The organism is Bacteroides sp. DH3716P (genome assembly GCF_025914115.1).
Classification (GTDB): domain Bacteria; phylum Bacteroidota; class Bacteroidia; order Bacteroidales; family Bacteroidaceae; genus Bacteroides; species Bacteroides ovatus.
This window is the reverse complement of record NZ_CP083673.1, coordinates 1,666,652-1,681,497: the sequence shown is the minus strand read 5'-3', so window position 1 is coordinate 1,681,497 and position 14,846 is coordinate 1,666,652. Positions and strand designations below refer to the sequence as shown.

Sequence of the window (14,846 nt, the reverse complement as noted above, 5' to 3'; positions counted from 1 at the left end):
TTATTGGGTTCTTGTTGCATCTTTATCTTTATTCTCTAATATATATTGTTGCGTCATATTCTTCGCAGCAGGGAAAAAGATCCCCGCAAACGTTTCCATCGGATAATATAACAAAGACTCTTCCTTTTTTGTTGCACTAATTAACTTATTATCGCTGTCCACAAACTCTATCGCACCAATCACTACACTCGTTAACAACAGAAACTTAAGTGCTCCCAGCCCACTTCCTAACCAGCGATTCAACCAGTTCAACGAAATAGCCTGCATTGCTTTTGTCAATAGCGAGGCAATCAATACAAAGATCAATGGTACGGCAATCCAGATCATGATAAAAGCCAACACTTGCGCAACTGTCATTGAATCCGTCACTGTCGGGCAAAGCTTTTCCGCCAAAGAAGCATACAGAGCTTTCGCTGCCAACAGACCGACTATTAACCCCAAAATAGAAGCCAACTGACGAATGAAGCCTTTTACAAAACCTACAATCGCTCCGGCGCCTATTACAATAAGGATAATTATATCAATCGTTGCCACATTTATTATGTTATAAGCTATAAACCAATAAGTCGTATATAAGCTGATTATAATGAGAAGGTGCCGAATGATAAAAAATAAGGTGGTAAGGTGGTGTTCTGCAAACAGTACCACATTACCACCTCTTTATCAATCATGACCTCTGCTATATTATAACATTATAATACACTTATAACCTTACTATATATATTTACAGCGTCTGTTTCACTTCTATTTCTTCGAATGTCTCGATCATATCGCCTACCTTCATGTCGTTGCAGTTCACCAGACTGATACCACACTCGAAGTTTGTACCTACTTCCTTCACATCGTCCTTGAAGCGTTTCAATGCGTTGATGTTTCCGGTAAAGATTACGATACCATCGCGGATCAAACGAGCCTTGTCGCTGCGTTTCACCTTTCCGGTCTTCACCATTGCTCCGGCTACAAGACCGACTTTCGTAATATTGAATACTTCGCGGATTTCGATGGTTGCAGTAATCTGTTCCTTTACTTCCGGAGCCAACATACCTTCCATAGCAGCCTTTACCTCTTCGATTGCATCGTAGATGACAGAATACTTACGGATGTCAACACCCTCTTGGTCGGCCATCTTACCGGCAGCACCCGAAGGACGTACCTGGAATCCGACAATAATCGCATCCGAAGCAGCAGCCAGAGAAACATCAGATTCAGAAATTGCTCCCACACCCTTATGGATAACATTTACCTGAATTTGTTCCGTAGACAACTTAATCAACGAATCGCTCAACGCTTCCACAGAACCATCCACGTCACCCTTAACGATGATGTTCAATTCCTGGAAGTTACCCAAAGCAATACGACGACCCAATTCATCCAATGTAAGGATCTTCTGCGTACGCAAACCTTGTTCACGAGCCAGCTGCTCACGTTTATTAGTGATCTCACGAGCTTCCTGATCGCTTTCGACTACATGGAATGTGTCACCTGCGGCAGGAGCACCATTCAATCCCAGAATCAATGCCGGTTCGGAAGGTCCTGCTTCCTTGACGCGTTGGTTACGTTCGTTGAACATAGCCTTCACACGTCCGTAGCTGGTTCCCGCCAATACGATGTCTCCTACTTTCAAAGTACCGTTAGATACCAATACAGTAGCTACATATCCGCGTCCCTTATCCAGTGAAGATTCGATGATGGAACCCGTAGCATTACGGTTCGGATTTGCCTTCAGGTCGAGCATTTCCGCTTCGAGCAATACTTTTTCCAGCAAGTCTTCCACACCCATACCTTTCTTGGCAGAGATATCTTGTGACTGATATTTACCACCCCATTCTTCAACAAGGTAATTCATTGCAGCCAGTTCTTCTTTAATCTTATCCGGATTTGCAGTCGGTTTATCTACCTTATTGATTGCAAATACAATAGGTACACCGGCAGCCATCGCGTGATTGATCGCTTCTTTCGTCTGTGGCATCACGTTATCATCGGCAGCCACAATAATGATAGCAATATCCGTTACTTTGGCACCACGTGCACGCATAGCGGTAAACGCTTCGTGACCCGGAGTATCGAGGAATGTAATACGACGACCGTCTTCCAATTGCACGTTATAAGCACCGATATGCTGGGTAATACCTCCGGCCTCACCGGCAATTACATTCGCCTTACGGATATAGTCAAGCAAAGAAGTCTTACCGTGGTCAACGTGTCCCATCACCGTTACAATCGGAGCGCGCGGTTGCAAATCTTCCGGAGCATCTTCTTCTTCAACGATAGCTTGTGCCACTTCCGCACTTACATATTCAGTCTTGAATCCGAATTCTTCAGCCACCAGATTGATGGTTTCAGCATCCAAACGCTGGTTGATGGAAACCATGATACCAATACTCATACAAGTAGCGATAACCTGGTTAACAGAAACATCCATCATCGTTGCCAATTCGTTAGCCGTAACGAACTCGGTCAACTTCAATACCTTGCTGTCTGCCATTTCCTGATCTTCCAGTTCCTGCATACGGTTGGAAGCCATTTCACGTTTCTCTTTACGGTATTTGGACGTTTTATTCTTACCTTTGGTTGTCAGACGTGCAAGGGTTTCTTTTACCTGTTTTGCTACGTCTTCCTCGCTCACTTCCTGTTTGATAACCGGTTTCTTGAAGCGATCTTTATTGTTGTTATTTCTTCTGTTGTTATTTCCCTGTCCGTTGGCCTGGCCACCCTGACCGTTACTATTGCCGCCTTTACCCTGTACATTAGGTCTTGGAGCAGCAAAGTTGGAAGTTGCAACATTGTTAACGTCCACCTTCTCTTTATTGATACGGTTACGTTTCTTCTTGTTAGCAGCCGCTTCCGCACTGTCCTTAGGTCCGCTCTTCGCCAATTTAGAATCATCCTTACGGATTTCCTTGATGATAGCTTCCTTCATCAACTTCTTCTGATCCTGACGGATTTTTTCCTTTTCTTCACGTTCGCGACGTTTCTCTTCCTTCGATTTCTTCTTGGGACGAGTAGACTGATTCAATGCAGCCAAGTCGATCTGACCGATCACATTAATCTTTGCGCCTAATTCCGGTTGACGGATTTTGAAAACACCATCATCCTCCGGAGCCTTTTCCGCTACCGGGGTTACTTCAGCCTGTGCAGTTTCCACCTTTTCTTCTTCTTTATGTTCTTCCGCCTTCACAGGTGCAGCTACTACTACCTTCGGCTCTTCTTTTTTCACTTCTTCTACTACTTTTTCAACTTCTACCGGCTTCGTCTCCACTACAGGTTCCGGCACTACTACGGGTTCAACCACCACTGGAGTAGGCTCTACTACAGAAACAGGAGGTGTCACCACCTCTTCCTCCTTCACCTCGGGTTCTCTCTTCTCGGGCTCCTTTTTCACTTCGGGTTTAACGACAGGCCGTTCCACAACCGGTTCTTCCTGTTTCTGTTCCGGTTCTTTCTCTACCTTTTCAGGTTTACGACCGTTCAATTTATCCAAATCTATTTTTCCGACAGGTTTAAACTTCGGACGTGCATCCTCAGGTACGACTGTCTTAATCACATCTTCCGACTTCGGTTTTTCGGGCTGCTTTTCGAAGCCCTCAATCGATACCGACGCCTTATTACGTTCCTTATTCTGACGTTCCTGTATGAAACGCTCCGATTCAAGTCTAAGGTTCTTATCTGTACTAAACTCCTTTACGAGTATAGCGTATTGCTCCTCGCTAATTTTAGTATTAGGATTAGCCTCAACGGTATGCCCTTTCTTTTGCAGGAACTCAACTACCGTCGCGATTCCTACGTTCAAATCTCTTGTAACTTTGTTTAACCTTATCGTCATATTTTAAAATTAATGAATAAATGGAGCTTGTTTAATTGAAAATTGAGAATTAAGAAATAAAAGTCTGCTGCATTATATTGTATCGCAACTTTTAATCTTTAATTTCATCTTTATTTTCAATTGAAGGATCTTCTTCTTCAAACTCCGATTTCAAAATGCGTATTACCTCGTCCACTGTCTCTTCTTCCAAGTCCGTCTTTTCAATCAACATCTCACGAGGAGCATTCAACACAGCCTTCGCTGTATCGATGCCGATAGCTTTGATAGCGTCGATCACCCATCCGTCAATTTCGTCTCTAAACTCGTCGAGATAGATATCTTCGTCAGCTACATTCTCATCCAACTCACGGAACACGTCGATAGTGTACTCAGTTAACATACTGGCCAGTTTGATATTCAAACCGCCTTTACCGATAGCCAGCGAAACTTCTTCCGGTTTGAGGAATACCTCTGCTTTCTTCTCTTCCTCGTTCAGACGAATAGAAGAAATCTTAGCCGGGCTTAAAGCGCGCTGTATAAACAATGAGATGTTCGATGTATAATTGATTACGTCGATGTTCTCATTGCGAAGTTCACGAACAATGCCATGAATACGACTTCCCTTTACACCTACACAGGCTCCTACAGGGTCGATTCTGTCATCGTAAGATTCCACCGCGATCTTGGCACGTTCGCCGGGGATACGGGCAATCTTCTTGATGGTAATCAAACCATCATTAATTTCGGGTACTTCCATCTCGAACAGGCGTTGCAGGAAAACGGGAGAAGTACGTGACAAGATAATCTTAGGATTATTATTCTTGTTATCCACGCGGGCAACTACTGCACGAGCCGTTTCACCTTTACGATAAAAGTCGCTCGGGATTTGTTCGGTCTTAGGTAACAGCAATTCGTTTCCTTCATCGTCTAAAAGCAACATCTCTTTTTTCCAGATCTGATATACTTCTGCATTGATGATAGTACCTACCTTATCTATATATTTATTATAAATACTGTCTTTTTCGAGTTCCAGAATCTTGGAAGCCAGTGTCTGGCGAAGATTCAGGATCGCACGACGTCCGAACTTGGCAAAGATAACCTCGTCAGTCACCTCTTCACCTTCTTCGTAAGAAGCATCAATTTTCTGTGCTTCGCTCAACGAAATCTGCATATTCGGGTTAGTCAAATCTTCATCGGCCACAACTTCACGGTTACGCCATATCTCGAAGTCACCCTTGTCCGGGTTCACGATTACGTCGTAATTTTCATCGGTGCCAAACATTTTCGCGATTACGCTACGGAACGACTCTTCGAGTACGCTAACCATCGTCGTTCTATCGATATTCTTCAGTTCCTTAAATTCCGAAAATGTATCAATCAAGCTGATTGTTTCTTCTTTTTTGGCCATAACTATTTAAAGCTAATTAAGTATTTAGTATATTTTATTTGCTCATAAGTGAAGGTTTCGTCCTCTTCTACCAATTTCGGGCGCTTTGATCCTTCGGTTTTTACTTTCTTTTGTACGCCTACCGTAAACTTCTCTTCATCGGCATCTTTCAGTATACCGGCCAGCTTCCGTCCGTCTCCGGTCAGCACTTCCACCTCTTGTCCGATGTGGATATAATACTGTTGCAGAACTTTAAAGGGTTGTCCGATCCCAGCCGACCCTACTTCCAGTTCATAATCTTCCTCTTCGCGGTTCAGTTTCGACTCTATGAAGCGGCTAAGCTCCACGCAATCTTCAATCCAAACACCTTCTGCATGGTCTATTTCAACCACAATCTTGTCATCCGGGCTCACGGTTACCTCTACTAAAAAGTAGTCTTTTCCTTCCAGCCACTCTTCTACAATCTGACAAACAGTTTTCTTTTCTATCATTTATTAGCTATATAAGAACAAAAAAAGGAGCTTAATTGCCCCTCCACCTTTCATCCGTTTTCGGTTGCAAAGATATAAATAATCTGTTCGACTACAAAACATTAAAGAAAAAAAGTATGAATTAACAGTGCTATATTCGTATCTTTACGCCGTAATTCAAAAAATAACGACTATGGCACATCGTCTCAACACAAATAAACAGTTTATGGTAGGTAACGGAATTCTTGCTTTTGCCGTCATTTTTGTCGTGGTTATTTTTGTCTATATGAGCATGCGGCTACAACGGGAAAAGCAGGAAGAACGTCATTTCATCGAAAGCTATACGATCAGTCTGGTAAAAGGTTTTGCCGGAGATTCTATCTCTTTATTTGTCAACGACAGTCTGATCTCCAACAAAACCATGTCGGAAGAACCTTACACTGTAGAAATAGGACGTTTTGCCGAACAGAGCGCCTTGTTGATTGTAGATAATAACACAGAATTAGTGTCTACGTTTGATCTTAGTGAAAAAGGAGGAACTTATCAGTTCGAAAAAGAATCAGACGGGATTAAACAATTAGCCAAGTAATAAAAGTATTAACTAAGTCTGTGCCACCATATTGGCACAACCATGCCATCGCATTGTCACGACTGTGCCAGCGTGTTGACACAAGTGTGCCAACACGATAGCACTATCCTGGCAATAAAGTATTCTAAATCTCCGTACGATACTTTCTCAATTCCCCCCGCAAAGCCAATGCTTTTCCTTCTGTAAATTGATTGAGCAATACCCAAAATCGTTCGCTATGATTCATCTCGCGAGTATGACATAATTCGTGCAGCAACACGTAGTCTATCAAATGAGAAGGTAACAGAACCAGGTAATAGGACAAATTAATATCCTTTCGAGCCGAGCAACTGCCCCATCTGCCCTGACTGGAGTTTATTTTCACACTCGAATAAGGAAGTCCGCATTGCTTGGACAAGGAAGCCAAACGTGAAGGAAGGATACTTTTCGCATTCCGCCTCAACGATTCTTCAATCACCTTATGCAACCAGCTTTGCAGTTTCTCGTCCGTAAAATCCGCATGAGGCGGACAAACAATTTCCATAACCCCCAACCGGGAATTAGCCAAAAACTGATCCTTTTCACCGGACACCAAGGACAACTTAAAGTGTTCCGCATCAATTTTATAGCCCAAATCAATCAATGGCCGGGCTAATTTTTGACGGGAGGCCAGAAGTTTACCACGCAGATTCTCGATTGCCTGCTTCACTTCTTTCAATGTAGTGCCGGGAGGAACTGAAACATAAACAGCATCACTCTTTGTACGAAACACAAGACTCCTCGCACGTGAATTGACACGCACTATCAGACGTCCTAATTCGTCATCTTCTACGATCTTATCCATTATAATCCTCCTATCAACAGCCACAAAAGTAATAAAAAAGAAGATTCCAATGAAAAACTTCGCGGAAGATGCAACTTTATATCAGTTTCTTCCGTCTAACTGTCATATCAATCATAGAAAAACATAATTATGAAAACAAGTTTATTGCTCGTATTAGTCACCGGATTGTCTCTAGTACTTACTGCCGGCTCTTGCTTGCAGGGAAAACACGTAGTAGGCAGCAAAAACTACATCTCCCAAGAAGTAAAAGCCGATCATTTCAATGAAATCAAACTATTGGGAAGTGCCAATATCAGTTATCACCAAGACACACGCAGTCACGTGGAGATACATGGTTCCGACAACATTATACCACTTGTAGAAACGTATGTAGACGGTAATACATTAATGATAAAATTCAAGAAGAATGTCAGTATATGGAAAGGAAAACTGGAAATAAAAGTTTTTGCTCCGGAACTGAATAAGCTGTCAATCAACGGATCGGGAAATATAAAATTAATCAATGGAATACAAACCTCTAAAGATATCGAGTTCCATATAAATGGTTCGGGGAACATTCAGGGAGAAGGGCTTAATTGCCGAAGAATGGCTGTTTCAATTAACGGATCGGGAGATGTTAGACTGCAACAAATAGAGAGCCAGGAATGTCAGGCAGGAATTTCAGGTTCGGGTAATATTAATCTTAAAGGTAAAGCCATTCAAGCAAAATATGCTATTGCCGGATCGGGAAACATTCAGGCTGCAGATTTAGAAGCAGAGAATACGGATGCAAGTATCAGTGGATCCGGAAACATCAGTTGTTATGCAAGTCAAAAACTGGTTGCCCGCGTGAAAGGAAGTGGCGATATTGCCTATAAAGGCAATCCACAAGAAGTGGATGCTCCACGGAAAAACATACGGCAGATCAAATAAAGACAATTTGAACAAATACAGTCTAAAAGCATAAAAGGGCTACTGCATCGCGCGGTAGCCCATTTATTTAGTTAGTTTTAATCTAAAAATTTGAGAGAATTGAAAACTTCACAGTTTCGCCTTCGTTGTTGTTTTAATTAAGCACACTAACTATATTATATGTTTAAAGCAAATGAAAATGTCTATTCGTTTATAACTTGCACCTTGTGGTTAACCCTCGCCAAACTATCGGCCAGAACCTGTTCCGCTTTCACATCATTTGAGATAGCGACCGATGGTGCTGTTACTTGTTTACCAATGGTATCCGTTGCCAATACACTTCCGTCATCTCCGGAGAAAGAATGTTGTGCCACATTCCCCAAAGAAAGGATGATTGCAATCACGGCAGCGGCTTTGAACAGAGGAATAAAACGACCGGTCAGTGTCAAGCGTTTCGCTTTTACGACCGTAGGCTCCACCTCTGCCAGAATACGTGTATCAAAGTCTTCGCCCAGTCCTACTTCCTGCTGAACCTGTTGATAAACAAACAGGTTTTTATAGCGAAGCAAATGAGCAGGAACTTCCTCCTTTGCGAAGAAGTCGCGCAATGTTGCTTCCTCCTCAACGGAAGTTTCGCATTGCCAGTATCGCTCCAGGAGCTGTTCTATATCCTTATAATCCATATTCGTCAATTTCTAAATACCTTTGTTTTACTTTTTGTCTGGCTCTGAAGAGGTTCACTTTAACTTGTTCCTCTGTCAGATTCAGCAACCCTGCAATTTTCTTATAGCTTTCACCTTCAATGTCCCTCAGTTGCATGATAAGCCGCTGTTTTTCGGGAAGTTCGTTTACCAGTCTATTAATAATGTTCATTCTTTCATCATGAATCATCTGGTCATACGGACTGTTTGCATCAGGTTCTTCCTCCATCTCGGGGGTGAGTTCCACGTTTTGAGCTTCTTTCTTTTGACTTCTATCTATCGCCAGATTCTTTGCCACTGTCAGGCAATAGGCTTCGACCGATTCAAATTGAGACCACTCATCACGCTTATTCCACACTCTTATCATGGTGTCCTGAACGACATCCTCGGCTTCGGCCCTATCCAGAGTGATTCTGAGAGCCAATCGAAAGAGTTTATCCTTCAACGGCAAAATATCGTTTCGGAAGCTGATTTCTTGCATCTCTATAATAATGACGGGCTAGGATATGAAAAGTTACAGTCGCCCACTACTTTTTTTTGAATTATTTTTTTATTCTTGTTCCACCAGAGTTATTAATCGCTGATGCTAAGGCGATTACCACTTCAGATACTCCTGCATTTATTGCTTCAAAAGAATTCTCCAACTTGGGAATCATACCTCCCTGAATAACGCCATCAGCTACATATTGTTCAAATTCGGCACGGGTGATTTGGGGAATCACACTGTCGTCATCATTCTCGTCACGCAACACGCCTTTCTTCTCAAAACAATATACCAATGTCACATCAAACAGGGCCGACAACGCTTTCGCCGTTTCTCCGGCAATGGTATCTGCATTCGTGTTCAGCATATTGCCGTGTCCGTCATGCGTCAATGGAGCCATTACCGGAACCACTCCCTTATGTATCAAATCGGATAACAAAGTAGCGTCCACCTTTTCCACGTCACCTACAAAACCGTAGTCTACCTCTTTCACCGGGCGTTTCACCGAACGAATCACGTTCATATCCGCCCCGGTTAATCCGAGTGCATTGACTCCGCGTGCCTGCAGACCTGCCACAATATTTTTATTCACTAATCCGCCGTATACCATCGTTACGACCTTCAAAGTTTCAGCATCGGTAATCCGACGACCATTTACCATTTTGCTTTCAATACCCAGTTGTGCGGCAATCTTTGTAGCCGAACGGCCGCCGCCGTGAACCAAAACTTTATGTCCGGCGATAGCGGCAAAGTCATTTAACAACTGACGAAGGGTGGCTTCCTCTTCTACGATTTTGCCACCCACCTTAATTACTGTTAGTTTTTCTCTCATTTCTTGATTTCTAATAAGTTCACCGAATGGAGAATCCGGCTCCGGCACCTTGCCGGTTATTCCAAATAAGTATATCCGTAAAGCCCTGAACGATAGTTGGAAAGAAATTCTTTTCCTTCTTCCAAAGAGATCTTTCCTTCTTTCACCGACTTCGTCACCCAGGTTTCGAGTGTACGTACCAGCTTCTTCGGATTGTACTGTACATAGTCCAACACCTCCGCTACCGTTTCTCCATCAATAATCTGTTCGATATTATATCCTTTCTCGTTCACCGAAACATGCACGGCATTCGTATCACCGAACAAATTATGCATATCTCCCAGAATCTCCTGATAAGCACCGACCAGGAACACAGCCACATAGTAAGGTTCCGTTTTCTTCAGTGTATGCACAGGCAGATAATGAGCCACGTTACGGGTAGAAATAAAATTAGCAATCTTACCGTCCGAGTCACAAGTAATATCCTGCAAAGTAGCCGAACGTTCCGGTTTCTCATCCAATCGCTGGATAGGCATGATCGGGAATATCTGGTCAATCGCCCAAGAGTCGGGAAGCGACTGGAAGAGCGAGAAATTACAGAAATATTTATCGGCAAGCAACTTAGACAGTCCGCGGAATTCATCAGGCGCATGCTTCAAACCGCCGGCAATCTGATTAATCTCACGTGTAATAGACCAATACAGACGCTCGATTTGTGCACGGGTTTTCAGATCTACGATTCCATGACTGAACAAGTCCAGCGCTTCCTCCCTGATCTGCTGCGCATCATGCCACGCCTCCAACATCTTGTTCTGATTCAGCGAATCCCAGATTCCATATAACTCCTGCACCAATTCGTGCGCATCCGGAGCTATCTCTTCCTCATCATCCCATTCGGGCAATGTAGCGGTTTCAAGTACCTCAAAGATAAGAACAGAATGATGTGCCGTCAATGCGCGTCCACTCTCCGTTATGATATTCGGGTGTGGGATACCATTTTTATCGCTCACGTCCACCAAAGTAGAAATAGAGTCGTTTACATATTCCTGGATGGAATAATTCACGCTGCCTTCGCTATTGGACGAACGGGTTCCGTCATAATCCACTCCGAGTCCACCGCCAATATCTACAAATTCCACATTGAATCCCATCGAGTGCAACTGCACGTAGAACTGTGAAGCCTCACGCAAAGCCGTTTTGATACGACGTATCTTTGTCACCTGACTGCCGATATGGAAATGAATCAATTTCAAACAATCCTTCATCCCTTTGCTCTCCAGGAAGTCGAGCGCTTCGAGAAGTTCACTGGAAGTCAAGCCGAATTTGCTGGCATCACCTCCAGACTCTTCCCACTTTCCGCTACCGGAAGAAGCGAGTTTGATACGTATACCGATGTTAGGCTGCACATTCAGCTGTTTTGCCATCTTTGCAATCAGCTTCAGTTCGTTCATCTTCTCTACAACGAGGAAGATACGTTTACCCATTTTCTGGGCAAGCAAAGCCAGTTCGATGTAACTTTCGTCTTTATATCCGTTACAGACAATCAATGAGTCAGAATCCGTATTGACCGCAATCACTGCATGGAGTTCCGGTTTGGAACCGGCTTCCAGTCCGAGATTGAACTTCTTTCCGTGGCTGATAATCTCTTCCACCACCGGGCGCATTTGGTTGACCTTAATCGGATAAATTATAAAGTTCTCGGCTTTATAACCATACTCTTCGGCCGCTTGTTTAAAGCAGGAAGACATTTTTTCAATACGGTTGTCCAAAATATCCGGAAAACGTATCAACATGGGAGAAGCCACATCACGCAATTGCAACTCATCGACCAGTTCTTTCAGATCGACAGTCACTCCGTCTCTACGAGGTGTAACAACTACATGACCTTTGTCATTAATACCAAAGTACGAGGTACCCCAACCTGTGATGTTGTAGAGTTCCTCAGAATCTTCAATACGCCACTTTCTCATTTTCTGTTATTCAGTGTTTTTAGTAAATAATTGGACGGCAAAAATACGGATTAATCTACATGTTGGCAATTAATTAGACATTAAATCTTTCAAACGGTCCATATAACCACTATTTCCGTTACGGGCGTCATAGCGACGTGCCAGCTCTTCTGCCTGTTGATAGAAATAATTGCGAAGTTCGTTTACCTGATAAATTCCATCCGGACGATAAAGCGGGAACTCTTCCGGCAAAGACAACGAGACTTCCGGACGGGTTTCATATTTCAGAGCCTCTACCATATCACAGGAGAAACGATAACTCTTCAGCGTATTAGTACGCAAACTCCAACCAATACAGCGTTCAGCATATTCCCAAGCTCTTTCCGGCTTCGTCATCATATTATAGGCAATAAACAATCCCAGATAGAGCAAAAGATATTCATCCTTCTCTCTTCCCACCAATGCTTCTTCGGCACGTGCACACATATCGGCGGCAATCTCCGGTTTACCTGCTTTCTGCGCATAATAAGCAAGCTTCAAATAGGCCCGCAAATTGGCTTCATAACAAGTGATCTGCTTATTAATCAACGGTTGCGCGCGGCTGTAAGCCTCATCAAACTGTCCCGTTTCCAGATAATAATCCAGCATAAAGTTCAATTCACAAGCCTCACACGACTGATCGTCTATCTTCTCATTCAACATTTTATCAATGTATTCTTTCGCCTTGTCATACTGCCACATCCAGACACATTCCACAGACCAGCGGTGATAATAACTCCGCAAAGAATATCCGTTCCGGAGGATACGGGTTTTATAATCCTCCCCAATTGCCTGTACCTGCTCCATCGGGATCTCCGGAAGATCGAACGTACAAGCCCATATCCACTTATATTTCCACAACAAGTCATCTTCCTTAATCACATCCTTGTGGTTCTCGTAATCATCCAGAATTTTAGAGAACACGGTAATCTCTTCAGCATCCGCCGAAAGAAGATTCAGTTCATAAATAAGATCCAGTCTCAACTCCGTAGCCCATTCCACATCTTCGTTCTCATCGGCGATGCGGATAGCTTCTTTCAATAGATTGGCTTTTTCGCGGGGATGCAGGTTGTTATTCTGTGTCTGCAACAGCAATTTTTGTATTTCAAGTGTGTATCTCATACTCTTTTTTAATTCAGGAAATTTATAAAATCATTCATTTTCGAAGTCATCAGTTCACTTAGCGAATGGTTGAAAAGCTCCATTTCTTCGCTGTTTACCGGATATTTACCTTGCAGAAGCGATTGTACATACAATATATGCACCACATGCTGAAACAGTTTATTGTCTCCTTGTATTTGCAATAAGGTCTGCACCATTTCATTATCCGCATTGAAAGTGAGTGTCGGCGGAATCTGCTTTGTAGTATTCACAGCTCCCAGTACAGCCGCCAACGGATTATTAGCACTTTTAGCGGCATTCTCCTTTTCCTCCGCCACAAAAATAACCGGAATATCCACCGGAGTAAAATGCTTCAGACGACAGATACAGCCAAACCGCTTCAACAACTCGTTCGCTTTCACCTCAAAAGCCTGAAACTCCTGGTTCGCCTCCACTTCACCAAACTGCTCCAGCAACCGTGAAGGAGATATTTCATCCAAAGTAAGTTCCGGATTCAGGCGGACATACTTTTTCAACAACGTTTCATCAAACGTATAAGCAGCATTCACGACCAGCCAACCCTGTGCTCCGGCTATACGCCGCACTTGCCGGAAATCCTCCAGATTCTTGGTATAACATATCACATTGCTTGTCGAACGAATACTTCCAAAGCTACGCAAACCCTTATTGGTTTCAAAAGGAAGATAATCCATAAACAAACGAAGCAATTCATTATCCTCCGAAGCAATCGCCTTGATATGAAAGTGATGAACATCCAGAATCCGATTGAACATGGCACGGTCATTCTGCACCAATCCCCGCAGATAATCCTTGATAGCCACCCCGATCTCTTTCCGGGCATCTTTCAGTTGGTCATTACTCACCAAAGACTCCCGGGAAGCGGTAGACAGCAACCCGTCCGCATTCACCAGACAACGGATAAAGAAAGCCCACGACGGCAACAGATTGCAATCATCCTCACTCAACAGCATACGTTTGAGATAGACCTTATGAGAGTTGCGCACTGAAAATTGTGTACGGAAAGGCAGGACATAAAGCACCCCTTCCACCTTGCCGCTTTCAGTATAGATCCGGAAAGCATCGAGAGCAGACGACTGAAACACTTTCGCCCCATAATCCAGCAACTCCTTACGAGTCGCCTTCGGGTCAAGCCATACAGGCGAAGGCGTATTTACCAACTCCTCTTCCCCCTGATAATGCAGATAGATAGGATACGGCAGCACTTCTCCGTAACCGACCAGTATCTTCTTAAATGTTTCATATTCAAAAAGATGCATCCAGTCTCCTTTCGGGTGCAATACCACTTGTGAGCCGATGGGCCGTTCTTCGTCTGATAAAGTCAGCTGATACGTCCCATCCACTTTTCCACACCAGCAAACAGGCTGTCCGCCCATTGCAGAACGACTCTCTACAGTGATTTCATTGGTCACCACAAAACAAGATAACAATCCGATACCGAACCTTCCGATAAAATCGTCCGCATCGGGAGTATCCCGCTTTGAGCTCTCCCCGATAACAGTCAGAAAGCGATAAACTTCCTCCTCTTTCAGTCCGATACCATTATCCCGAAATACCACTGTCTTGTCCTCATTCAGAAAGACATCGATGCGACCTTTATAATTCTCGTCAATATTGCGTAGTGCCGTGATGGCATCTACGCAATTCTGCAACAGTTCGCGAACAAAAGTATTCGGGTTACTATAAATGTGCTCTGATAACAGGGCAATCATACCTTTAAGATTGACCTGAAACAGATTATTCCCTTCTTTTTCCATATT

At 43.4% G+C, this 14,846-nt stretch carries 13 protein-coding genes; 2 read left to right on the top strand and 11 right to left on the bottom strand.

The genetic code is table 11. The features are described 5' to 3' along the window. The 4 genes from KQP79_RS05870 to rimP form a co-directional block, all read right to left on the bottom strand. Positions 1-534, bottom strand: coding sequence for a CvpA family protein (locus tag KQP79_RS05870; RefSeq protein ID WP_008776068.1), 534 nt, complete (start codon positions 532-534; stop codon positions 1-3). Between the two features lie 190 nt (positions 535-724). Continuing rightward, on the bottom strand, positions 725-3,823 hold the full coding sequence (infB, locus tag KQP79_RS05865) for a translation initiation factor IF-2 (protein ID WP_008776069.1): 3,099 nt from the start codon (positions 3,821-3,823) through the stop codon (positions 725-727). Positions 3,824-3,914: 91 nt separating this feature from the next. Then, positions 3,915-5,210, bottom strand: coding sequence for a transcription termination factor NusA (gene nusA / locus KQP79_RS05860; protein WP_004298255.1), 1,296 nt, complete (start codon positions 5,208-5,210; stop codon positions 3,915-3,917). Between the two features lie 2 nt (positions 5,211-5,212). Continuing rightward, the gene (rimP, locus tag KQP79_RS05855) at positions 5,213-5,680 is read right to left on the bottom strand and encodes a ribosome assembly cofactor RimP (protein WP_004298256.1); all 468 of its coding nucleotides are present in this window, start codon (positions 5,678-5,680) and stop codon (positions 5,213-5,215) included. 172 nt (positions 5,681-5,852) lie between these two features. On the opposite strand from rimP, the gene KQP79_RS05850 reads away from it, so the two are divergent. Then, positions 5,853-6,248, top strand: a complete 396-nt coding sequence (locus KQP79_RS05850; RefSeq protein WP_004298257.1) for a hypothetical protein — start codon at positions 5,853-5,855, stop codon at positions 6,246-6,248. Between the two features lie 124 nt (positions 6,249-6,372). Here KQP79_RS05850 and KQP79_RS05845 read toward each other — a convergent pair whose 3' ends face one another. After that, positions 6,373-7,071: a SprT family zinc-dependent metalloprotease gene (locus tag KQP79_RS05845; protein WP_008649174.1), complete on the bottom strand. Its 699-nt coding sequence runs from the start codon at positions 7,069-7,071 to the stop codon at positions 6,373-6,375. A 129-nt stretch (positions 7,072-7,200) separates the two neighbouring features. On the opposite strand from KQP79_RS05845, the gene KQP79_RS05840 reads away from it, so the two are divergent. Next, the gene (locus tag KQP79_RS05840; protein WP_004298259.1) at positions 7,201-7,983 is read left to right on the top strand and encodes a head GIN domain-containing protein; all 783 of its coding nucleotides are present in this window, start codon (positions 7,201-7,203) and stop codon (positions 7,981-7,983) included. A 182-nt stretch (positions 7,984-8,165) separates the two neighbouring features. On the opposite strand, the gene KQP79_RS05835 is transcribed toward KQP79_RS05840, so the two are convergent. From KQP79_RS05835 to KQP79_RS05810, 6 genes are all read right to left on the bottom strand, one after another. After that, entirely contained in the window at positions 8,166-8,645 is a 480-nt protein-coding gene (locus KQP79_RS05835; protein ID WP_004298260.1) for a hypothetical protein, read from the bottom strand. After that, positions 8,635-9,144: an RNA polymerase sigma factor gene (locus KQP79_RS05830; RefSeq protein WP_004298261.1), complete on the bottom strand. Its 510-nt coding sequence runs from the start codon at positions 9,142-9,144 to the stop codon at positions 8,635-8,637. Before KQP79_RS05830 ends, KQP79_RS05835 begins: the two co-directional genes overlap by 11 nt. Positions 9,145-9,205: 61 nt before the next feature. Next, on the bottom strand, positions 9,206-9,979 hold the full coding sequence (argB, locus tag KQP79_RS05825) for an acetylglutamate kinase (RefSeq protein WP_061448422.1): 774 nt from the start codon (positions 9,977-9,979) through the stop codon (positions 9,206-9,208). 56 nt (positions 9,980-10,035) lie between these two features. Next, complete coding sequence (speA, locus tag KQP79_RS05820) at positions 10,036-11,928, bottom strand: biosynthetic arginine decarboxylase (RefSeq protein ID WP_004307404.1); 1,893 nt, start codon at positions 11,926-11,928, stop codon at positions 10,036-10,038. A 69-nt stretch (positions 11,929-11,997) separates the two neighbouring features. Further along, positions 11,998-13,068, bottom strand: a complete 1,071-nt coding sequence (locus KQP79_RS05815; RefSeq protein WP_234120598.1) for a tetratricopeptide repeat protein — start codon at positions 13,066-13,068, stop codon at positions 11,998-12,000. Between the two features lie 8 nt (positions 13,069-13,076). Continuing rightward, the gene (locus KQP79_RS05810; RefSeq protein WP_008649170.1) at positions 13,077-14,843 is read right to left on the bottom strand and encodes an HSP90 family protein; all 1,767 of its coding nucleotides are present in this window, start codon (positions 14,841-14,843) and stop codon (positions 13,077-13,079) included. Between the last annotated feature and the right edge of the window lie 3 nt (positions 14,844-14,846).